The organism is Trichothermofontia sp. (assembly GCF_053493415.1).
Genome location: NZ_JBRCAD010000146.1, coordinates 1 through 23,873, shown reverse-complemented (window position 1 = coordinate 23,873; position 23,873 = coordinate 1). Strand labels below are relative to the sequence as shown.

At 52.1% G+C, this 23,873-nt stretch carries 9 protein-coding genes and 1 tRNA gene; 8 read left to right on the top strand and 2 right to left on the bottom strand.

What is annotated here, in order from left to right; all coding sequences use genetic code 11:
- Positions 1-81: 81 nt before the first annotated feature.
- The 7 genes from ACWIUF_RS12625 to ACWIUF_RS12595 all read left to right on the top strand — a co-directional run bounded on the left by ACWIUF_RS12625 (position 82) and on the right by ACWIUF_RS12595 (position 15,589).
- Positions 82-570, top strand: a complete 489-nt coding sequence (locus ACWIUF_RS12625; protein WP_448572763.1) for a hypothetical protein — start codon at positions 82-84, stop codon at positions 568-570.
- Between the two features lie 4 nt (positions 571-574).
- On the top strand, positions 575-1,549 hold the full coding sequence (gene trxB / locus ACWIUF_RS12620) for a thioredoxin-disulfide reductase (protein WP_448572761.1): 975 nt from the start codon (positions 575-577) through the stop codon (positions 1,547-1,549).
- A 41-nt stretch (positions 1,550-1,590) separates the two neighbouring features.
- Positions 1,591-1,935: a thioredoxin family protein gene (locus ACWIUF_RS12615; protein ID WP_448572760.1), complete on the top strand. Its 345-nt coding sequence runs from the start codon at positions 1,591-1,593 to the stop codon at positions 1,933-1,935.
- 397 nt (positions 1,936-2,332) lie between these two features.
- A complete protein-coding gene (locus ACWIUF_RS12610; RefSeq protein ID WP_448572759.1) occupies positions 2,333-14,227 on the top strand; it encodes a tetratricopeptide repeat protein in 11,895 nt (3,964 codons plus the stop codon).
- Between the two features lie 432 nt (positions 14,228-14,659).
- Positions 14,660-14,932 (top strand): Npun_R1517 family heterocyst differentiation transcriptional regulator, encoded by a 273-nt coding sequence (locus ACWIUF_RS12605; RefSeq protein WP_448572758.1) that lies wholly within the window; start codon positions 14,660-14,662, stop codon positions 14,930-14,932.
- 130 nt (positions 14,933-15,062) lie between these two features.
- A tRNA-Glu gene (locus ACWIUF_RS12600) sits at positions 15,063-15,135 on the top strand.
- 244 nt (positions 15,136-15,379) lie between these two features.
- Positions 15,380-15,589, top strand: coding sequence for a hypothetical protein (locus tag ACWIUF_RS12595; RefSeq protein ID WP_448572756.1), 210 nt, complete (start codon positions 15,380-15,382; stop codon positions 15,587-15,589).
- 124 nt (positions 15,590-15,713) lie between these two features.
- Here ACWIUF_RS12595 and ACWIUF_RS12590 read toward each other — a convergent pair whose 3' ends face one another.
- Both ACWIUF_RS12590 and ACWIUF_RS12585 read right to left on the bottom strand, forming a co-directional pair.
- The gene (locus tag ACWIUF_RS12590; RefSeq protein ID WP_448572755.1) at positions 15,714-17,342 is read right to left on the bottom strand and encodes a peptide ligase PGM1-related protein; all 1,629 of its coding nucleotides are present in this window, start codon (positions 17,340-17,342) and stop codon (positions 15,714-15,716) included.
- Between the two features lie 253 nt (positions 17,343-17,595).
- The gene (locus ACWIUF_RS12585; protein WP_448572754.1) at positions 17,596-19,869 is read right to left on the bottom strand and encodes an ATP-binding protein; all 2,274 of its coding nucleotides are present in this window, start codon (positions 19,867-19,869) and stop codon (positions 17,596-17,598) included.
- Positions 19,870-20,170: 301 nt separating this feature from the next.
- On the opposite strand from ACWIUF_RS12585, the gene ACWIUF_RS12580 reads away from it, so the two are divergent.
- The coding region (locus ACWIUF_RS12580) for a cobaltochelatase subunit CobN (protein ID WP_448572753.1) at positions 20,171-23,873 on the top strand (3,703 nt) is incomplete at its 3' end.

The following is a 23,873-nucleotide window of genomic DNA, read 5'->3' as shown; positions in this document are numbered from 1 at the left end:
ACAAGTTTCGCTATTTGCAACTAGAACTCAGCCGTCGCTGTTCGCTCGTCCATTGGAGCTACGATTTGCTTCCAGAAACGCTTGTATGACTCTCGCACCCTCAAGTGTAAAGTTTTATATCTGGATTCAACACTTCTGGTTATGGTGGAATATCGCGGCTATATCAATGTGGTTGTGGGAGCTATTATGGCCGTGATGGGGTTGTGGTTAATCGGTGTGGTTAAGCTACCCTTACCCCAGGTATCGGTCGATCTTCCTAACGTAGGTCCTTACGGCGTCGGCTTGACATTTGCCCTCGTCAGTTCCCCCTGTGCCAGTCCTGTACTTTTTGCTGTCTTGGCAGCGGCGGCAGCCACAGGTTCTCAATTACTCGGAACTTTGACAATGGTTAGCTATGCTTTGGGATACACTCTGTTGATCTTTTTAGCCAGCCTATTTACGGCACTAGCAAAACAGAGTAACCAATTGCTCAAACATTCAGAAACCATTATTCGTCTGGGTAGTATTGCGCTTATTTTAACGGGTGCTCACTATCTGTTTATCGGTACTCAATGGTTGTTGGGAGTCTAGAAGAATGTCGATCGCAAATCTGGTCATTATTGGCTCTGGACCAGCCGGTTATACCGCCGCTCTCTATGCTGGACGTGCTCAATTACAACCCATTGTCTTCGCTGGATTTATGGCAGGGGGTGTCCCAGGGGGGCAGTTGATGACAACAACTGACGTTGAAAATTTTCCTGGCTTTCCTGATGCTATTCAAGGCCCAGACCTGATGCAGAGGATGCGTCAACAAGCTCTACGTTGGGGCGCTGAGGTTATTGATGATGATGTTGTGCAGGTTAGTTTTCAACAACGCCCCTTTTCTATCTCCACTGCTGACCGGGTCATTTATACCTATGCTATCATTATCTGTACGGGGGCAACAGCCAAGCGTCTCCATTTACCTGGAGAAGAAACCTTTTGGAATAATGGCATCTCAGCTTGTGCGATTTGTGATGGGGCTAATCCATTATTTCGTAATGCTGAGGTTGCAGTTGTCGGTGGTGGTGACTCGGCGGCTGAAGAAGCACTCTATCTGACTAAATATGCCTGCATGGTCCATCTACTGGTCCGCCGCGATCGCCTGCGAGCATCGAAAACTCTACAAGCCCGCCTATTGAATCACCCCAAAATTCGGATTCATTGGCAATCTTCTCCCATCAGTGCCCACGGAGATGATGTGCTGCGTTGGCTACAAGTCCAGCATACCCCTTCTGGGACAATCAGCAAGCTACCTGTCAGGGGCTTATTCTACGCGATCGGGCACACCCCAAATACCCAACTCTTCCAAGGACAATTGGCCTTGGACCCCCTGGGATACATCCAGACACAAGGGAAAAGCACCGCCACCAATATCCCCGGTGTATGGGCTGCCGGAGATGTCCAAGATCCCTATTATCGCCAAGCAATTACGGCGGCTGCCAGTGGTTGTATGGCTGCATTAGAAGCAGAACGCTGGCTGTCAGAATATTTGCCCCATTGGTTACCTCCCGTTCCATCCGTTGCCTAGCCTTAACCTACTAATAATTTCAGCTAATTTCAGGAGTAGTCATGATGTCAAACACAACACCCATGCACGACAATACTAGCCTTGGGCGCGATGCCTTACATCAACTGCAAGCCTCCTCAGAACACCCTATTTTGGTTAAGTTTTTTGCACCCCACTGTTCTGCCTGCGAAACTCTGGCACCGGTTCTGCAAAAACTCGCAACTGAGTATGCGGATCAGCTACATTTGATCACAATTGATATGACTGAAGAGCCTGAATTGGCTATGGAGTTAGGTATTCGGAGTGCTCCTACGGTTGTCCTTTTCCGTAAACAGAATATCCTCGAAAAAGTGGCTGGTTTGAAGCCAAAACAATTCTATGCTGAGTTGATTGAAAAGGCTCTCTAGCCCACAATTCACGACTCGTGCTGGCATGAAAAAACCACTGTTGCCGTTTGATGACGTGATGCCGCTGGTCGGGTTGATCAATGATCACCTCTCGTTGAATGCTCCCCGGACGCGCCGATAGCACATAGATGCGACTCGAGAGAAAGACAGCTTCCTCAACATCATGGGTAATCATAAAAATGGTTTTGTGGGTGCGTTGCCAGAGTTCCAACAGGAATTCCTGCATATCTTCCTTGGGAGGAGACGACCGCATCAGGGGCAGTCTCCTCCCAGGCTTTTCTCCCGCCGTGTAGTGCGAAATTTACAATTTTCCCCGCCGGGTATCCCACTGATATCCATGACATCCCATGACATACTTTGAGGAAGACTGTTCATCCTTGCCTCGGTTGTGGCGTTCATGGCATCCCTTTCCGACCGGCTGACCCTGGCCCATCAGCAATACCACGATCGCGCCCTAGTCGCGGCCCAACAGACCTGTCAGCAATTGCTGGAACAAGCACCAGACCATCCCGAAGCCTTGGCTTTGATGGGCTGTATTTGGCATGGGCTGGGCCACCCTGACCGGGCGGAAGCGTGCTGGCGGCAGACGATCGCGCTCAAATCCGACTATGCCGAAGCCCACAATAACCTGGGGGCAGTCCTCCAGGGGCGGGGCGATCTAGACGGCGCGATCGCCCACTACCAGCAGGCCATCACCCACCATCCTACCTATGCCGAAGCCTACTGCAACCTGGGCAATGCGTTGCAAATGCGGGAACAGGTTGAGGCGGCGATCACCCACTATCAGCGGGCGATTCAACTCAAACCCGACTATGCCGAAGCCCATAGCAACCTGGGGACGGCCTACCAGCGCCAAAAACAGTTTGATGCCGCGATCGCCCACTATCAACAGGCCCTTGCCCTGCGCTCGGACTACCCGGAAACCCACTACAACTGGGGGCGGCTCCTGGAAGAGCAGGAAGACTATACCGGGGCCGAAAGTCATTACCGCCAAGCGATCGCCCTCAAACCCAACTATGCAGCCGCCCATAACCAATTGGGCTATCGGCTGCAACAGCGGCATGCCTACGCTGAGGCCGAATATCACTATCGGCAAGCGATCGCCCTCGGCTTTGAGAGTATAGACACCCACCACTGTCTAGCGGTGATGCTCCACAATCAGGGGCAATATGAGGCCGCGATCGCCCAATACGACGCCACGATCGCCCGTAAACCGGATCATGGTCATGCCCGTCTGAATCGGGCGATCGCCTACCTAATCCTGGGGGATTTTTCGACGGGTTGGCGGGAGTATGAATGGCGCTGGCAGGTGCCAGAGTTTCGGGGATTTATTTTTAGTGCCCATCCGCGCTGGGAAGGGGAGGATCTCAACGGCCAAACCATTCTGCTGCATTCGGAACAAGGGCTTGGCGACACCCTTCAGTTTGTGCGTTATGCAACGCTCGTCGCCCAACGCGGTGGCACGGTCCTCGTCAGTTGTCCCGATCCTTTACGACGGTTATTTACAACGGTGCCGGGGGTGAGCCAGGTTGTGGAACGCTTTGTGCCAAACCACCTGTTTCAGACCTATGCGGCGTTGATGAGTTTGCCCTATCTCTTGGGCACGACCGTGGACACGATCCCGGCTACGGTTCCCTATCTCCGGGCTAGTACGCCGCCGCCCCTCACCCTCACGGCCCCTCCCCATTGCCGTTTGAAAGTCGGTCTCGTGTGGTCGGGGAATCCGGCCAATGGGCAAAATTTCCGGCGCAGTTGTCCGCTAGCGGCCTTGGCTCCCCTGTGGCAACTGACGGATGTTGCATTCTACAGTTTGCAGAAGGAATTACCACCGGCTGATCAGGCGGCGATCGCCGCCCTCCCGATTCAAGATTTGGGTCCCTATCTGGGGGATTTTGCTGATACGGCGGCGCTAATTGAGCAATTGGATTTAGTGATCAGCGTCGATACAGCGGTGGCCCACTTGGCAGGGGCGATGGCCAAACCCGTGTGGCTGCTGTTGGCTGATGTGGCGGATTGGCGGTGGTTGTTAGACCGGGAGGATAGCCCCTGGTACCCGACGATGCGGATCTTCCGGCAGGCCCGTTCTGGGGATTGGGATGATGTGCTGGCACGGGTGGTGGCGGTGTTGTCGGATTGGAGCCGGGGGAAAGCACCGGGTTTTGAACAACACAAAGGCACAGAGGCCCAAAGGCACAAGGAACTGCCGGTGATTGCCGTAGGTGATGGGTCAGAGTTGGCGCAACAGGGGATGGCGGCCTTGCGGGAGGAACGCTGGGCAGACGCGATCGCTGTTTACCAACAAGTCTTACCCCACCATCCTAAACCCGCAGTCATTCACTTCCATTTAGGCTATGCCCGCCAACGGTTAGGGCAAGTAGCACTGGCGGAATCGCATTACCAAGCTGCCTTGACCCACCAGCCCGACTATCCAGAGGCCCTCTCGAATCTGGGTTACATCTTGATGCAGCGATCGCAATGGGAAGACGCGATCGCCCATTACCGCCGTGCGATCGCCCTAGCTCCTGATTTTGAGGAGGCCCACTATAATCTAGCGATCGCCCTCTTAACCCAGGGCAATTTTGCGGAAGGTTGGGCGGAACACGAGTGGCGGTGGCAGATTCGCAAGGGCTGGGTGACTTGCCCCCACCCGCGTTGGGACGGTTCGGATTTGAACGGTCAAACGATCCTGTTGCATTCGGAGCAGGGGTTAGGGGATGCGATCCAGTTTGTGCGGTATGTGGCCTTAGTGGTGGCGAAGGGCGGACGGGTATTACTCCAATGTCGATCGCCACTGGTACGTCTGTTTGCCGCCATCCCAGGAGTAGATCAGGTTTTTGAACAGCAAATTCCCAATCATTTGTTCCAGGTCCATGCGCCCCTGATGAGCTTGCCCTATATCCTGGGCACCCGGCTGGAAACCATCCCTGCGACTGTCCCTTACTTGCAAGCGACGACACCGCCCCCCTGCCATCTACCGAAGACCTCGCATCTGAAGATCGGTCTGGTGTGGTCGGGGAATCAAAACCATCCGGAAAATGGGCGACGGACTTGTCCACTCGCGGCTTTACAGCCGTTATTTCAATTGCCTAATTTGCGCTTTTATAGCCTGCAAAAGGAGGTGACCGAGGCCGATCGCGCCCTCCTTTCAACTTTGCCCATTCAGGATCTCAGCCCCTACCTAGGGGACTTGGCGGATACAGCAGCATTGATTGACCAGTTGGATTGGGTGATCAGCGTTGACACGTCGGTGGCCCATTTGGCGGGGGCGATGGCGAAACCAGTGTGGTTGCTGTTGGCCGATGTGGCGGATTGGCGATGGTTATTAGACCGGGAGGATAGCCCCTGGTATCCCACGATGCGGATCTTCCGGCAGCCTAGAGCGGGCAATTGGGATGACGTGATCGCCCGCGTTGTTGTCGCCCTAACCCAGGAGCCGCTCTTGTGGGGTAGGCATCCTGCCTGCCCAGGCACAACTGGCACAACTGAGTTAGTGACAGCCGAGACGGCCATCCCACAAGCGGCTGAGTTAATTCAAAATTCAAAATTCAAAATTCAAAATTCAGAAGCGCTTGCCCAACAGGGGATGGCGGCGTTGCGATCGGGGCAATGGGAAAGCGCGATCGCCTATTATCAACAAGCCTTACCCGACTATCCCCAACCGGCGGAAATTCATTTCCATTTAGGCTATGCCTATCATCGATGGGGTGATGAAAATCGGGCAATGGAGCAGTATCAACGTGCCCTATCGTTGCGCCCCGATTATCCAGAAGCCCTGTGTAATCTAGGGAATATTATGCAGGCACGCCAACAATGGGAAACAGCGATCGCCTATTATCACCGTGCCCTAGCGATCGTTCCCGATTATGCCGATGTCCATAACAATCTGGGAACGGCCTTATTTAACCAGGACCAATTAGCGGCTGCGATCGCTCACTATCAACAGGCTCTAAAGGTCAAGCCAGATCACCTAGACGCCCATTACAACCTAGGGAATGCGTATGTTAAGCAGAGAGATTTTACAGCCGCGATCGCTGAATATCAGCAAGTTTTGGCTCAAAATCCCAACCATATTGAGGCTACCCATAACCTGGCCAGTTGTTTGTTTAAGCAGGGAGACATTGCCACCGCAATCGGCTATTTTCAGCAGGTAATTGCCCTTGACCCCAACCATGTGGATGCCCACTTTAATCTGAGCGTCGCCTGGTTAATTCAGGGGGATTTTTTACGAGGATTTGTGGAATATGAATGGCGGTGGCAAACCCAACATTTTGCGAAGACACCCCCGACTCAACCCCAGTGGGATGGAAGTGATTTAGCCGGACGCCGGATCTTGCTCCATCCAGAACAGGGTTATGGCGATTTAATCCAATTCATTCGCTATGCACCCCTAGTAGCGGCACGCGGAGGGCGGGTGATCGTTTGTTGCCCAGAGAATTTACAACGGTTGTTTGCGACGGTACCAGGGATTGAGTGCCTTCTTCACATGGCCGTCTCACAACAAGACTTTGAGATTTGTGCTCCGTTGCTCAGCCTCCCGCGCCTGTTGGGGACGACCCTAGAGACGATTCCAGCCACCGTTCCCTATCTTCAAGTTCCGTCAGATGCGAAAATTCAACTCACGGCCTCCGTAGGTAAGCGTCTGAAGGTGGGGCTAGTTTGGGCAGGAAGTCCTGACCACCCCAACGATGCCCAGCGATCTTGTGGGTTGGAGGTTTTGCGGCCCCTATTGGCCTTATCTGATATTGCGTTCTATAGTTTGCAGGTGGGATCGCCTGCTTTAGCGTTAGCGGCCTTACCCGAAGCAGAGCAAGCGCAGATAGCAGACCTCAGCCCCCAATTAACAGATTTTGGTGAAACTGCTGCTGCCATTGCCCAATTGGATTTAGTCATTACGGTGGATACTTCAGTGGCCCACTTGGCTGGGGCGTTGGCAAAACCAACCTGGGTATTACTGTCCTATATACCCGATTGGCGTTGGCTACTCGATCGCGAAGATAGCCCCTGGTATCCCACGCTGCGACTCTTCCGGCAACCGCAACCGGGAAATTGGGAGCCGGTCATTACTCAGGTGTTGGTTGCCCTGCAAGCCTGTTTAGAAACCAAACTGGATAATTCCCGTAAAGGCTTTGCTGCGACGATAGCCAAGAAACCAGCCAAAAAACAGATGACATCTGAAAAAAGGTCTCACGCTAAAACAGCAACTAGAACAACCGCTCAGATAGGGACGCAGGCAACTGCTAAAAAATCGGCTGAAAAATCAGCTAAAAAATTGGCCCAACGATCGCGTTCACGCAGTGTCTCTCCCGGAAAATCGTGCAGCGTCTCTCCCGGAAAATCGCGTCGAATTTCTAGCAGTCAATCTGATACTCAATCCGACGCTAGCCAACCGCAAAACCCCATAGCCCCTAATACGGAGATTAATGCCGAAAAGACGTTTGCACAGCCTCCCCAAGGAGGAATTGCGTCGGATATTACTTGTGTAACGGCTGAACAACGGCAAACCCTAGAACAACTGCTGCACCAAGGTACACAAGCCCTGGAACAACAGGATTGGTCAACTGCGATCGCGGCCTATCAACAGGCGATCGCCCTCAACCCAAACCTACCCCGAACCTTAGGCAATTTAGGGGTTGCCTTACACAAGGTCGGGGATCTCAATGCAGCCATTACCTACTATCAGGCGGCCCTCCGGCAAAAGCCCGATTTTCCGGAAGCTCACCATAACCTGGGCAAGGCTTTGCAAGAAAAAGGGGATCTTGAGGCCGCCAGCAACCATTATCGACAGGCGATCGCCCTCGATCCTACCTATCCAGAACCTTACTATGGACTGGCCAGCATTCTGGCCAAGGAGGATACCTGGGATAAGCTGTTTACACCGCAGGATCAATTTGATGCGATTAAGTCGTGCTATGAGCAACTGTTACAGGTTTGTCCGCAGGAAGCCGCAGCCTATAATAACCTAGGCTCAGCCTATTTTCGCCGGGGGAGGATTGCCGAAGCGGTAACCTATTTTGAACAAGCGATCGCCCATGATCCTCACCTCAGTCCTGCCCATCGTAATTTAGGTTTAGCACTCCTGACTCAAGGGGATTTAGTGCGAGGTTTTGTTGAATATCGTTGGCGTTGGCAAGTAGGAGAAAAAGGGTTACCTGATTTTAAGCAACCCCAATGGGATGGGAGCGATCTCACAGGAAAAACGATTTTGCTCTATCCCGAACAGGGCCACGGTGATATTGTCCAATTTGTGCGTTATGCCTCCTTGGTAGCGCAACGGGGCGGACGCGTGATTGTGTCCTGTTATACGGCACTAGAGCGTTTAATCGCTACGGTAGATGGTGTCGATCAAGTTGTTACCCATCATGAGGTTGCCTTCGATACCTTTTTCCCCTTGATGGATTTACCGATCATTTTCCAAACTGATCTCACCACAGTTCCCGCTCAAGTTCCCTATGTTAAAGCACCAGAAATTCCGCCCCTCGTCCTCCAATTCCCGGCCCATATTCGTCTAAAAGTCGGCATTGTGTGGGCTGGGAATCCTAAAAATCCGACCGACCAAAAGCGATCGTGTCCTTTAAGGGCTTTTCTGCCCCTGCTCGAACTGGAAAATATTGCCTTTTATAGCCTCCAAGTTGGAGGGCCAGCTACCCAGTTAGCCGACTTACCAGCGGGGGTAGTCGTGCCAGACCTCAGTCCCCACCTCAAGGATTTTGCGGATACGGCGGCGGTGATTGAGCAATTAGATTTAGTCATTACGGTGGACACAGCAGTAGCCCATGTGGCGGGTGCCCTAGGTAAACCCACCTGGATCTTACTTTCTGCCCTTCCCGATTGGCGGTGGTTATTAGATCGCGAGGATAGTCCCTGGTATCCAACAGTCCGCTTGTTCCGGCAAACTCGCCTAGGGGATTGGGCAGAAGTGATGACACGGGTAGTCGCCGCATTGGTGGAGCGACGCGATCGCTGTCAACCCCATGAATCGATGCAGGGGATAATCAGTTATTACCAGGAAGTCCTGCGCCAGAAACCGGATTTACCGGAAGTCCACTATAATTTGGGCAAAGTACTCCAAGATGCGGGAGAGTTAGAATCTGCCCGTCACCATTATCAACAGGCGATCGCGCTCAATCCGGCCTATGCGAAACCTTACTATAGTTTGGCCAGTATTCTCGCCTTGGATGAAACTTGGGAAAAACCGTTTACCGATCAGGATCAATTCGATGCGCTTAAGACCTGTTATGAACAACTTTTGCAAGTTTGTCCCCAGGAAGCAGCGGCCTATAACAATTTAGGCTTAGCCTATTTTCAGCGAGGAAAAATTGCCGAAGCTGCTGCCTATTTTGAACAGGCGATCGCCCATAATCCCAACCTCGCGATCGCCCATAAAAATTTGGGTTTTGCGCTCCTAACCCAAGGAGATTTAGTACGTGGTTTTGCCGAATACCGTTGGCGTTGGCAAGTGAACGACAAAGATTTATCTGATTTTAAGCAACCACAATGGGATGGCAGTAATTTAACTGGAAAAACGATTTTTCTATATCCCGAACAGGGCTACGGTGATGTTGTCCAATTTGTGCGTTATGTTCCCTTAGTAACGCAACGGGGCGGGCGGGTCATCATCGGGTGCTATGCAGGTCTAGAGCGCTTAATCGCTACGGTGGATGGTGTTGATCAAGTCGTTACCCATTATGACGTTGCCTTCGATACCTTTTTCCCCTTGATGGATTTACCGATCATTTTCCAAACTGATCTCACCACAGTTCCCGCTCAAGTTCCCTATCTTAAGGCACCAGCAATTCCACCTTTAATTTTGCAAGTGCCAGATCATATTCTTTTGAAAGTAGGAATTGTCTGGGCTGGCAGTCCTAAAAATTCAAATAATCAAAAACGTTCTTGTCCTTTATTAGCTTTCCTGCCGCTGTTAGAACTTGAAAATATCGCGTTTTATAGCCTACAAGTGGGTGAATCTGTTACCCAGTTAGCTAACTTGCCCGATGGGATAATATTGCTTGACCTTAACCCCCATCTTAAGGATTTTGCGGATACAGCGGCGGTAATCGAGCAACTGGATTTGGTGATTACTGTGGATACAGCAGTGGCCCATGTGGCGGGGGCACTCGGCAAACCAACGTGGATCTTACTCTCTGCTTTACCGGATTGGCGGTGGTTATTGGATCGGGACGATAGCCCCTGGTATCCAACTGTGCGTCTGTTCCGACAAACTCGATTGGGAGATTGGGCCGAAGTGATGACGCGGGTAGTCGATGCCTTAACAGAATTACGGGATACCTGCACCCAACCCCATCCCTTTAAACAAGCGGCAACGGTAATTGCAGCGTTAACTAAACAGGGCAATACTTATCTAGAGAACAAACAATGGGATGCAGCGATCGCCTGTTTCCGAAATGTGATTGCGCTGCAACCCAATTTACCCACTGCCCACTACACCCTAGGTTGGCTGTATAAACAACAATTGAATTTAGAACAGGCTGAGCAACATTTAAGACGGGCGATCGCGATCGCTCCAGACTTTGCTGAGGCCCATTTTACCTTAGGTACAACCTTATTACTGAGAGGAGACTGGCTAGCAGGTTGGGAGGAGTATGAATGGCGGTTTAAAACGGCATTATTTCAGAAACTGTCTACCTCGTTCTTGAACGTCGATAAAACCTGCCTCACGGATCGCCAAAAGATCGCAGGTAAGCGAATCTTGATCTGTAAGGAACAAGGTTTTGGTGATCAGATCCAATTCTTTCGATATGCCATCCTGATTTGCCGATCAGGCGGGACAGTTATTTTTGCTTGCTCGACTGAACTTAAATCCTTATTTGAAAAGGCAATTCATACCGTAGAACCTTTGATGGCGGATGCCAATATGGTTACGGATCAACCTAGTATGCCAGTTTCAGAATTTGATGAATACATTTCTTTGATGAGTTTACCCAAGCTTTTTGGGACTACCCCAGACTCGATCCCATCACAGGTTCCCTATCTTTTTGCTCCAGAAACATCCTCTATTCATTTAGAAACAACCTCGTCAACCTTAAGGATTGGGATTACGTGGGCTGGCAACCCGATGAATCAAGAGAATGAGAAACGATCATATCCATTAACTGAATTGTTGCCCCTGCTAAACCTGGAAAATATTGATTTCTATAGCCTGCAAGTTGGTCCAGAAAGTCAGCAACTTGAAAATCTACCCCCAACGGTGACTGTCCGTGATCTGAGTCCCCAACTAAAGGATTTTGCTGATACCGCAGCCGCGATCGCCCAATTAGATTTAGTTATTACCGTTGATACGGCGGTAGCTCATCTCGCTGGGGCAATGGCTAAACCCGTATGGGTCTTGCTAGCCTACTTACCCGATTGGCGTTGGCTGCTCGATCGCGATGATAGTCCCTGGTATCCCACAATGCGTCTGTTCCGCCAAACTCAACCAGGAGATTGGGCCGGGGTGATTCAACGGGTGAAAATAGCCTTGCAAGAATTAGCCATTCAAAATTCAAAATTCAAAATTCAAAATTTAACCCCTTCAACGACTTCTACTCAGATTGATGTTTTACTACAGCAGGGCAATCAGTGTACCCAAACCCAGGATTGGGCAGGAGCAATTCACTATTTCCAGATGGCTAAACACCTTCAGCCAGACCTACTTCCAGCGGAGAAAGGACTGGCCTGGGCCTTTCAACACCAGGGCCAGTTAGATCTCGCCATCCAACACTACCAACAGGCGATCGCCCTGGCTCCTCATGCCTATGAGTTGTACATCAATCTCGGTAGTCTCCTTGCAGAGAGCTATCGGTTCACAGAAGCAGTCACCTATTATCAACGGGCGATTCAACTCAGGCCCGATCTGGCACCCGCGTACAGCAATCTGGCTAATGTTTACCAGGCCCAAGGCTATTTAACCGAGGCGATCGCCTATTTCCAAAAAGCACTAGCCATTACCCCCGATCTGCCTGAGGCTCACTACGGGTTAGGAACTACCTACCTTTTACAAGGCAATTTCCAAGCGGGTTGGGCAGGTTATGAATGGCGATTTAAGGTAAATAGCTTTCAGTATAATTTCTCCCATCTCCAAAATGAAACACATTTACGCTGGGATGGGAATCCCCTTCAGGGGCAACGCATTCTGCTGTGCTCAGAACAGGGGTTCGGCGACAAAATTCAATTTATCCGTTATGCGGCCCTCGTGGCCGATCGGGGCGGCACTGTGGTGATCAGTTGTCAGGCTTCCCTCAAACGCCTCCTGGCCACTGCACCCGGTGTGACTCAAGTTTATGATCCTGATATTGCGGCGTCTGAATTTGACATTTATGTTCCGCTCCTGAGCCTGCCATATCTATTTGGGACTACCCTGGAAACAATCCCTGCCTCTGTTCCCTATCTTAAAGCTCCTACTGATCATCCCTTACGGTTAACACCTCCCCTGGGTACTCGCCTAGCAGTAGGTATCGTTTGGGCCGGTAATCCACAGAATACTAAAGACCGCCTACGATCGTGTAGACTTGAGCAATTTTTACCCCTACTTCAGGTCCCCCATATTGCCTTTTATAGTCTGCAAGTCGGACCCGCCTCACAACAATTAACTGAACAACCCGCTGCCATAACAGTATGGGATTTAAGTCCCCATTTACACGATTTTGCTGATACGGCAGCGGCAATCACCCAATTAGATCTCGTCATCACGGTTGATACGGCAGTGGCCCACCTGGCTGGTGCATTAGCCAAACCCGTGTGGGTGCTCCTTTCCCATACCCCAGATTGGCGCTGGCTGCTCGATACACCTTCGGCATCGTGCAACTATCGCGAGCATAGTCCCTGGTATCCCACCATGCGCCTCTTCCGTCAAACAGAACTGGGGGATTGGGCGGGGGTGATCCAACGGGTGAAAACGGCCTTACAGGAATGGATGATGCCACCTTCAACCTTCAACCTTCAAAATTCGTTGGTCAATCCTGAACAGTCAACACACCCACCCGTCGTGATTCAACCTACCACTCTGACACCCGCGCTGCAACCGGCCCACCCCACAGCCACGAGAGAACAAGCCACAGATACTCCTGCCACTCAGCATCTCGTGACTAAAATACCAACCCAAATCGCGATCGATTGGTCGATGCAACTAACCAGCGGTTGGGGTGTCTATGGATTTAATTTGGCTCTCCAGTTGTTGCGACGTCAGTCCTGTCAACCAATTGCTCTGCGTCCCCCCTTAGTTCGCCTAGAAGACTTAAATCCCCTCTGTCAACGATTGCTATTGCCCTATTTCCAGAGTTATCAACATATTGAACAAATTACCAGTCAACATCCCGGCCAAACCATCGCCCTCGGTATGCCCGTTCTCCAAGCCCTTGGTAATAACTTTGTTGGGGCCGATCGCCTCCAAGCCTTTCGCGGCGATCGCACCGTCGGGGTCATCTTTTCAGAGAATACCCGGTTTACTCCCGATGCCCTCGCGATCGCCCAACAATATGATTGGATTATTGCCGGGTCCCACTGGAATGAAGCCGTCTTACGTCAGCATGGGTTAACCAGAGTCAGTACCGTTCTACAAGGAATCGATCCCACCTACTTCCACCCCGCCCCTCGGCTCAACCTCTTTCCCGATCGCTTTGTCATCTTCTCCGGTGGCAAATTAGAGTACCGCAAGGGCCAGGATATTATTGTCGCGGCCTTCAAGCACTTCCAACAACGCCACCCCGATGCCTTGCTCATCACCGCTTGGCAAACCCACTGGCCCCAATATATGAGCGGCATGGAGCACACAGGCAACGTGATCGGGCTACCCACGCTTGGCAGTAACCGCCAGTTAGAGATTATTCCCTGGCTGATCCAAAATGGTATCCCAGCAGAGGCGGTAATTGATCTCGGTATGGTGCCCAATCACCAAATGCCTAATATTCTGCGGGAAGCCGATGTCGCCGTCTTCACCAATCGGGCCGAAGGGGGGACCAATTTGGTGGCAATGGAATGTCTCGCCACCGGTCTGCCCACAATTTTGTCAGCCAATACGGGTCACCTGGATTTGCTTCGCGACGACTTAAACCTGGATCACTGCTATGGGCTGCGATCGCAGGGACCGGTCCGCCCCAATGCCCATTTTCCCGCTGTAGACGGCTGGGGAGAGTCCATCGTGGAGGAAGTACTCGAACAGTTGGAAGGGGTTTACCAAAATCGGGAGGCAGCCAAACAGAAGGGCGATCGGGCGGCCCAGTTTATGCGCACCCTCACCTGGGAAACCCAAACCCAACGATTACTGCATACCCTAGGTTGCCTTTACGCCTCAGACTGAGTGCGCCAACCAGGGTGGCTGGTATCACTTAATAAAACCTTAAAACAGGTTTCTCCTATCTCGCCACCGTCTACACCACATTTTTGAATCTTGTGTAAACATCCCTGTTTATTTTTTTCTGGAACTGTAGCAAATCAAACGCTCATCAGCGCCTGACCAGGCTTAATCGCTGCACAATGGCGCCTAAACAAGCGAGACAGCACGGATTATCCGTAGAAAGACCACCCACCCCTCACTAAAGCTAAGCAGGATTATGAAGCCTAGATGAAGCAAGGTATTTTTAAGTTTCTGTAAGTTCCTGCTAAAACAATAGGGCCGCAAATCCAGCATGGAATAATGCAATTAGAAGCTAATTCCTACATTTGCTTGTATTCCTAAAAATCATCATTACAGATACCCACGCATTCCAACCCACACATTCCAGAGGATAAAATGTCATCCACAACGTCCCCACAACCATCCGTCACTGATGAAGTTGGCATTTATGAGTGCGAGATCCACTTGAAATTTAACCTGCTCGAAGAAGGGCAAGCGATTAGCAATCGTGGCCAACTACTAGAACTCCTGCTGGATGCATTCCTGTGCGGAGCCGATGACTACCTTGAACCTATCCTGATCGAAGCCAAGGCCTCTCCTCTCAGCGAACTGAATGCCTCCCCCCAAATGCGTCGCCAACTGATCCGCCTGCGCAACTCGCGTGGCTAGCCGCCGAAATCCAACTACCGCCGGGTGATGCCCACACCTGTCCTATCCCGCAGCGATGGTCAAAATTCTTCTGGCTAGGGTATTGACAGAACGTTTTGCTCTCCCCTATCCTGATAAAGGTCAAAAGCAAGCCCCCATCGTCTAGAGGCCTAGGACACCTCCCTTTCACGGAGGTAACGGGGATTCGAATTCCCCTGGGGGTATACTAAGGGGTATATTAAAAGAGTACTCTGGGACCCTGACTCTATAAGCTATACAGCCACTAGAGTCGGGGTTCTAGCTTTTGTACCACAGCCTAAATCCCACACTATCCACCAAGATTTTTAGGATACGTTTACGGAAGGCAATTCTGCGTGTTCAGGAGGGCGACGAGCTTATGGCTCGAAAAATTGCGGAGAAGGAAGATCTCTACCGCATCTACGGAAATCTTATTGATTAGAAGGACCCATGACCACCACCGAACCCACACTGCGGGATATTGCCGACAAACTGGAGCAGGTGGAATTGAAGCTTGACTACCTGGAGGCAGGCCAGACGCCATTCACCGAAAGGGTTACGAACGACCTGCAAGCGACACAGTGGGTAGTGCGGTTGGCGTTGGCGTTGATCGCCTTAGCAACGGTAACGGTGGTGGTGTCGTCGGCATTGGCGCAGTAAAGTTTTGTTGTGGGTTATCCCAGTTTTGCAGAGTTTGAGCGATCGCCACCCGCGATCGCTTTTTCAATGCCTCAAAATTTTTCAATGCCTCAAAATGACCATAAGGGGTGGGCAGTCCCTTCCCTCAAGCCCGTCCACTCCAAAGCATCGGGGGAATTCCCTGGGAGAGATTCGTATGGGTCGTTTGGGTTTCGGCATCCAGAACACTGACAACTTGGTTATAAATATCCTCTGCCTGCTGGCGCGAATTGCCAATGCTAATGAGTCCCACCTTGCCATATTCCGACAGACACCCCATGAGGTGAAACACGGTCCCCGTTTTACTACTGCTGTCAAAATGTAAACGATGATGGGCAATAATATCCATTAAATCGGTTGGTAATAACCCCCGGTAGCGCGGCTTTTGTAAGTTATCCGTGGCGACATAATATTTGGGATCACCTTGCTGGCTATAGAATAGCCCAGTAGCACTGTCGTACCGCCCCCCCGTCAGGTATTTCAGGGTCATAAAAGGATGGGTGGTTCCCCCTTTACGCAGGTTGATTTCAATGGCTTGGATTTGCCATTGGCCATCGGCTCCCTGCACGGTCACAAAATCTACCCCATAGCGTTCTAGCGCGCCTTTTTCCGCTAGACAACGGCCAATGCGCCAACAGGCATCTTGCAATTGCAGGCGATAGATTTTGTGGGCGGGGAAGGAACAACCCAGGTAAATCTGACCATCCGGACCGCCGAGAATTTGATCATGGGTGGACAATACCTCCACCTCCCCGGTCGGGGTGACATAGCCCTGGGCACTGGGCGATCGCTTGATCGCCCCCTCAATAAACACTTCCGCGATCGCACCCAACTCTGGGATGCGACTGCGGTACGACTCCCAAGTTTCGTTGGCGGCCTGGAAACGCAGGTTCGGCAAGGCTTGCGATAGGGCTTGCGTCCGCTCGCCGTGGGTGGCTTGCCCCGGTGCAACAGTTTGCAGCCAACGCAGGTCTAAAATGGCATTCCCTTCACCGGAAAAGCCTTCATTGAGTTTAACCACGATGCGTTGCAGGGCTGGGTGACGTTCCCAGAGTTCGGCGGCCACGGTGGCCAGATCAGCCTCATGGTGAACCAAATCGCTGCCATCGGGAAAGGCAACTCCACACTCCGCAAAAATACGCCGACTGCCGTTCTTCGTACCCCATTGCAACAAATCCGGATCGCATCCCAAGAGGGGAATCCCCAAACGAACCGAGAGATCCCGCTCATAGGCAGAGGCATTAAAGCAGGTCATATAGGCCCGATCGGGACGTAATGCCTGACGAATTCGTTCTACTAGTCGAGGCCGTTCCAGGATCTTTTTGGAGAGGGGTTGGGGCGAACTGTCGTAGGTAGACAGCAACAGGAGACGATCGCGGGCATGGGAGAAGGGAATGCCCGGTAATAACTGGAGGTAATAATCAATGACGATCGGGGGTAACGGTTGTGAAGTGATATACACCAAGCGAGTTCGGGGATTGCGCAGCCGGATCAGGGAAAATAACAAGCGTTCCTCGTAGTGCAGCACCCCTTCAATTTTCAGCAATTCTCGTTGATCCAGGCTCAAGGAGGGAACCACAAAAATATCAAAATCACTATCAAAATCACTATCGTCCGGTAGCGTCACACTATGCCAAGGATTGGTTTCCGGCACAAGCGCCTGCTGACGCAGTTGGGCTTGCAGTTGTCGAAATTTATCTGCCTGATCGGTGGCAATGGTGTCAGGAGCGATCATGGTACTGTAATCCTCAGATAGGTTGGGGGATAGGGCGGTGTTTACTCACCCCAAAGTTTCCCGCCGGTCCCCTGTCCTAACCTTAATATTGATGGCACGCACGGGGACTTCCAAGCAATGACGAGAGCTAGCCAAACGAGTGCTACGCTTTCTGATTTCTTTTTCTATCTTAAACTAATGAGCACCTCGACCAATAGCAATTTTCGCAACTGCGCCCACACAATAATCAGGAGTCAAGGCCAGGTTCCCTAATTCATTCCCGCAAAACTGGAAAAAGTAAGTTCCGTAAGCGCTGTGGCAAAGTTTCGATCGCAAATGGCTTAATCAGGTAATCATCAGCCCCCTCGTCTAAGCATTGCTGTACATACGCGAGATCATCATTGAGGGCTAGTAGCAAAATCTTAAATTCCGTTGTCAGTGGCAAACGATGTAACTGCTGGATGAGTTGCACATCCACCTCAATTTGCGTAGATAAAGCTAAAATCACAACAACTGGCTGTAGAAGGTCAATTTGATGCACAGCCGTTTCGCCAGAGACCATCCAAACAACCTGGTAATCTGCTGTCGTCAGCACGTCACACATGCGTTCAGCGATCACCTCATCTTTTTCAATAATCACAACGCAACCACCACTCGTTCTTAACCTATTGTCATCAGGAATTTCTGGTTGGCGAGTCATTTCCTGAGAGTCGGGTTGATTTTTCGGCAAAGGTTGGGCAGGAATATGCACAGTAAAAATAGATCCGGAATCAATAAGCGAGTCCACACTAATCCAACCTTTATGCAACTCAACTAATTGCTTCGTTAAGGCCAGTCCCAGTCCGGTACCCCCATATTGGCGACGATAACTCATATCCACCTGTTGAAACTTTTTAAATAGCAAGGATTGATGTTCTTCTGAAATTCCAATTCCCGTATCTTCAACCTGAAAATTAACCGATCGTTCTTCCGGCCAAATGCGTAATATGACCTCACCACCCTCTGGCGTGAATTTGATAGCATTACCTAGCAAATTCACGAGAATTCGACGTATTTGCCGACGATCTGCTGCGAGGGTAGCCTCCTCCGAACCAAACATTAATTCTACCTGGAGTTTAATATTCTTACTATCTGCTTTGCCTTGGAAAGACTCAATCACCTGTCTGGCGAGCTGTGTGACTGAAAAACAGCTAACATTAAGAACAGTTTTCCCAGCCTCTAAGCGAGCGAGTTCCAGGATATCGTTGATAAGTTCTAACAATTGTCCACCACTATCATGCACAATTTCTAGATACTCACGCTGTTTTTCGGTCAGGGGTGCGGTGGTCCAGCTTAAGAGGGCTGAAGACATCCCAATAATGCAGGCTAATGGTGTGCGCAATTCGTGGCTCATTGTCGCTAAAAACTCTCCCTTGGCGCGATCGGCAGCCTGGGCAGCGAGGAGCGCATCTCTTAAATCTTGAGTACTTTCCTGTACCCGCTGTTCTAAGGTTTGGGCTTGAACGCGGAGTTGGGCATACAGGTGTGCTTGATGAATCGCGATCGCAACATGTTCCGCAATTCGCTTGAGGAACTTCACATCACTCTCTGGCCAATGGCGCGGATGATCATACTCTTGGGCCACCAAGAGACCCCACAAGCCCTCCGGCAGGGTAATCGGGGTAGCGAGGAGGGCACGTGGACAATGGGAAGCAAATAACGCTCGCAGGCAAGGGGGCAAATCAGTCACATCCTGAATGTCACCTAAGATGGTTGTTTCCCCCTGGCAATTAATCAAGTCATGAGAATGCGTCGGTAAGGTCTGAAGGGCAGCGGGGGGATTGGGGGGCAGTGCTGGCTGGCCATAGGCAGCGTGTGCCGTATAGGCTGGCTTCATCTCAACATTGTCCAGCTTTTCAGCAACAACCGGATCAGTGACTAAACAGTAAATCGATAATTTGTCTACTTGGAGAAAGTTTCGTCCCTGTTCTGCTGCGGTTTCTAGGATTTCTGGTAATTCCAGACTATGGCGAATCTGGGTAATAACCTGGTGAAAAAGGTGTTCTTTCTCTGCCTGGATTTGACCAGTCATTTCTATGATTTTGTCATTTGCAGACAGCAGAGAAATTAAGCCTTCAGAAAATCGTTGAAAGGCTTTTAGGCTGGTATCTTTCCCCGCATCAGAAGTTTCCAGATTGAGGGCTTGCAGCCGCGCTCGGAGTGTCCGCAGATGACGGGTTTGCCGTCGCCACCGTTGCGCGATCGTGTCAACAAATTGGCAAGCAACGGCCACATCAAATGTTAAGAAAACCTGCAATTCTGCTGCGTGCGACCCGCCCGCCCCATCTGTACTGATGCAAGGGCTTGCCGTCAGTAAAATCACCCATGCGGGTGCAGCCACGATCGTAAATGGGGACAGTAAGATTCGGGTCGGCAGGGAAGCTTCTGAGAGGAATAGGACTTCATCCTGTTGGGCCAGGGAAATTTGCCGAAGTAGGGCACGTAATTGCAAGAATACGGCCAGCGACAAGGTTTGCTGCGGGTGGAATATCGGAATCTGAATAGTCATGATCAATATATGTTTTAATAAGTGAATCCCGCTTGGCGTTGCCGTTGATTCCCTTCACCCCTGTACGTTATCAAGCTTTTTTCCCTGATCCCGCTTCTATTAGTAATCTTTTATGTTTAGTCATCAAAAAGTCTTTAGTAAGTCTTAATATTTTAAGTTTATTTTTAGATTTCAGGATAATTGCCGACAACAGCTATAGAGAATCGCTTTCTGCCAATACAGATTTGGGTGTGGAACTCGATGATGGTCTACGATCCGATACATTCGATCGACAAAGATGATGGTTGTATCGGGAGGACCCATGCATCGCCTAAGCACGCTACCGGGCGGGTGGACGCCAGAGACGGCGGGGGTGATTTTTGTTGAGCAAACCCCAGCCCCGATCGTCCTGTTAACGGCGGCAGATACGGAGATCCAGACCCTCGCACAGGTGACGACCCAATTACCGGCGGATTTTCCCGCCTTACGGGTGGCGAGTTTACTGCAACTCCAGCAACCGTTAACGATCGATACCTACGCAGAAACAGTACTGGCGCAGGCGCAGGTGATTGTGTTGCGGTTGTTAGGGGGGCGGGCCTACTGGCCCTATGGGCTGGAGGTCGTGCGGGAAGTGGCCACAGCGACGGGGGCAATGCTTTGGGTGTTACCAGGGGATGATCAGCCGGACCCGGATTTGATCAGCCACTCAACAGTGGGGTTAGGGGTCTGCGATCGCCTCTGGCGCTATTTCAACGAAGGGGGGGTGACAAACTTGGGGTATGCATTGCGGTTTTTGGCCTGGTTAGGTTTAGGGTATGGAGAAGAACCCCCCTTAGCCCAACCGGTCCCACGGGTGGGGGTGTTGGATTGGCGAGATGCCTCAAAGCAAGATTTGGGAACTCTCCAGACACCTAGGCACCCAGACGCACCCAGCCCTTCGCCCCTTGCCAAAGTTGGGATTCTCTTCTACCGATCGCACTATTTAGCGGGCAATACGGCCCCGATCGTAACCTTGTGTCGGGCGTTAGCAGAGCGAGACCTAGACCCCATCCCAGTCTTTGTGCCGTCGCTACGGGAACCGGATATCCAGGCCGAGGTGTTGCCCTATTTTCAACCCAAGGATGGGGATGGGATTCAGGTACTCTTAAATGCAACGAGTTTTGCCAGTAGTCCGTTTGCACCTCAAGGATCGCCGATGGTTGCGGGACCTAATCCAACTGGCAGGCCGGATGGGGACGCGGGCCAGCGGGACGCCTACCCCACAATTGACACTATTGGCAGGCAGGACACCTACCCCACGCTTTCTGCTTCCTTCCCCACTCCCCACTCCCTGGACGTGCCCGTGATCCAGGTAATTCTCAGCGGTGGTACCCGCGACCAATGGGAAACCCAGCAACGGGGCCTCAGTCCCCGTGATCTGGCGATGAATGTAGCGTTGCCAGAGGTAGATGGCCGGATTATTAGTCGCGCTATTTCGTTTAAGGCGGTGCAGTCGCAACATGAAACCCTGGAAACGGCGGTAGTGGTCTATGAGCCTGTGCCCGATCGCGTGAACTGGGTGGCCGATCTGGCGGCAAATTGGGTCAGACTGCGGCAAACCCCGGTGGGCGATCGGCGGGTGGCTCTGATTTTGGCGAACTACCCAACGCGAGATGCCCGCCTAGCCAATGGCGTTGGGTTGGACACGCCCGCCAGTTGTGTAGCGATTCTCAATGCCTTAAAACAAGCCGGGTATAGCCTGCCTGAGGATTTGCCCGAAACCGGGGATGACCTGATCCAACGCCTAACGGCTGGGGTGACGAATGATCACGAGGGGCATGGCGTGCGCGCGGCTGCTCAAGCCCTTAATGCTGAAACTTTTTCAGCTTACTTTGCCCAATTACCCGAGGCCGTGCAACAGGGGATGATGGAGCGCTGGGAGCAAGCGGACCCAGCCCTCGGCGGTTTTCAAAACCGCCGAGGGCTAGGCGATCTGGCAATTCCCGGCATTCAACTCGGCAATGTCTTCATCGGCATTCAACCCTCGCGGGGCTATGATTTAGACCCTAGCCTGAACTACCACGCACCGGATTTGGAACCCACACCGGCCTATCTTGCCTTTTATCTCTGGGTACGGGAGGTGTTTGGGGCACAGGCGATCGTCCATGTGGGGAAGCATGGCAATCTGGAATGGTTACCGGGGAAAGGAGTGGCGCTGTCGGCCCATTGTTACCCGGAGGTAGCGCTGGGACCGGTGCCCCATTTGTATCCATTTATTGTCAATGATCCGGGGGAGGGTGCCCAAGCGAAACGCCGATCGCAGGCAGTAATTATCGATCACCTAACACCACCGATGACGCGGGCGGAACTCTACGGACCACTGCAAAAACTGGAGGGGTTGATTGATGAGTATTATGAGGCGCAAAACCTGGACCCATCACGGTTACCAGTCATTCGCGATCGCATTGTTGAATTAGTGCAGCAAGAGCACCTCGATCGCGATCTCAGGGTAATACCCAGCTTATCGGCTGACAGCCGGGACGGCTATCCTACAAGATTTATCCCCGACCCTGCTAATCAAGATGCCGCGAGTGACGGACGCCCTGTCACGATCGATGCCCTGTGTGAACGCATGGATGGCTATCTGTGCGAACTGAAGGAAGCCCAGATTCGGGATGGATTACATATCCTTGGCCAGTGTCCCCAGGGGCGGCAGTTACGGGATCTACTGCTTGCGATCGCGCGGCATCCATCAGCCGGTCGGGTTGGATTGACGCGGGCGATCGCCCAAGCCTGGGGGTTAACGCTCGATCCCCTAACCGGGGAAATGGCGGCACGTTTGACAGATACGGATCAACCTTGTCTAGAACGACAGGGCTATGGAGAGTGTCGCACCGTGGGGGATGCGATCGCAGTCCTAGAAGCGGTCGCAGCGGATTTGCTCGATGAATTATTAGCCCGTGAGCTAGAGTGTGTCGGGGCATCACCAAGGCATCCAGACACTAGGGAAGGCACTAAGCCAGCATCAGCTGGCTTGGGGGATGGGCATCCCGCCCGTCCGGCACCCTCATCCGACCCCCTCCAAACAGAACTCGCTTGGATCGCCACCTGTCTGCTACCCGCCTTGCAACAAACCGATCGCGAATTAACCCACCTACTCGCAGGCTTAAACGGCCAATTTGTCCCCAGTGGACCCTCTGGAGCACCGACACGGGGGCGATCGGATGTGTTGCCGACCGGACGAAACTTCTATTCGGTGGATCTGCGCGGGTTGCCGACGGAAACAGCCTGGTCAGTGGGCCGCAAAGCCGCCGAGGCATTGATCGAGCGCTATACCCAGGACAATGGCGAGTATCCCCGAACCCTGGGCCTGTCGATCTGGGGGACAGCCACCATGCGCACGGGGGGGGATGATATGGCCGAAGCGTTGGCCCTATTGGGGGTGCAGCCGGTATGGGAAGGGCCGTCGCGGCGAGTGGTGGATTTTGAGATTCTCCCGCTGTCGCTGTTGGGGCGTCCCCGTGTCGATGTGACGTTACGCATTTCGGGGTTTTTCCGCGATGCCTTTGCCAATTTAATTGATCTCTTCGATCGCGCCGTCCAAGCGGTTGCCGCCCTCGATGAACCAGCGGCGCAAAATCCCCTTGCCGCCCAGGTGAAACAAGAAACACAATACTGGCAAGCGATCGGCCTTACCCCGCAACAAGCCCACACCCGGGCCAGTTACCGTATTTTCGGCTCAAAACCAGGAGCCTATGGCGCGGGGCTACAGGGCTTAATCGATGCCCAAAATTGGACAGATGAGTCAGATTTGGCACGAGCCTATATCAACTGGAGTAGCTATGCCTATGGCAGCACCCCCGGTAACCGCAATGGGATGGCCGCCCCTGAAGCCTTTACCCAACGATTGGGCCAACTGCAAATTGTGCTCCATAACCAGGACAATCGCGAACATGATTTGCTCGATTCCGACGACTACTACCAATTCCAAGGCGGGCTAACCGTCGCCGCACGCGTCACCCAGCAACAAACCCTCTCCCCCCTCC

Coding starts and splice junctions, on each gene's coding strand:
- ACWIUF_RS12610 (WP_448572759.1), top strand. CDS start 2,333: ATGGCATCCCTTTCCGACCGGCTGACCCTGGCCCATCAGCAATACCAC.
- ACWIUF_RS12585 (WP_448572754.1), bottom strand. CDS start 19,869: ATGACTATTCAGATTCCGATATTCCACCCGCAGCAAACCTTGTCGCTG.
- trxB (WP_448572761.1), top strand. CDS start 575: ATGTCGATCGCAAATCTGGTCATTATTGGCTCTGGACCAGCCGGTTAT.
- ACWIUF_RS12605 (WP_448572758.1), top strand. CDS start 14,660: ATGTCATCCACAACGTCCCCACAACCATCCGTCACTGATGAAGTTGGC.
- ACWIUF_RS12595 (WP_448572756.1), top strand. CDS start 15,380: ATGACCACCACCGAACCCACACTGCGGGATATTGCCGACAAACTGGAG.
- ACWIUF_RS12615 (WP_448572760.1), top strand. CDS start 1,591: ATGATGTCAAACACAACACCCATGCACGACAATACTAGCCTTGGGCGC.
- ACWIUF_RS12590 (WP_448572755.1), bottom strand. CDS start 17,342: ATGATCGCTCCTGACACCATTGCCACCGATCAGGCAGATAAATTTCGA.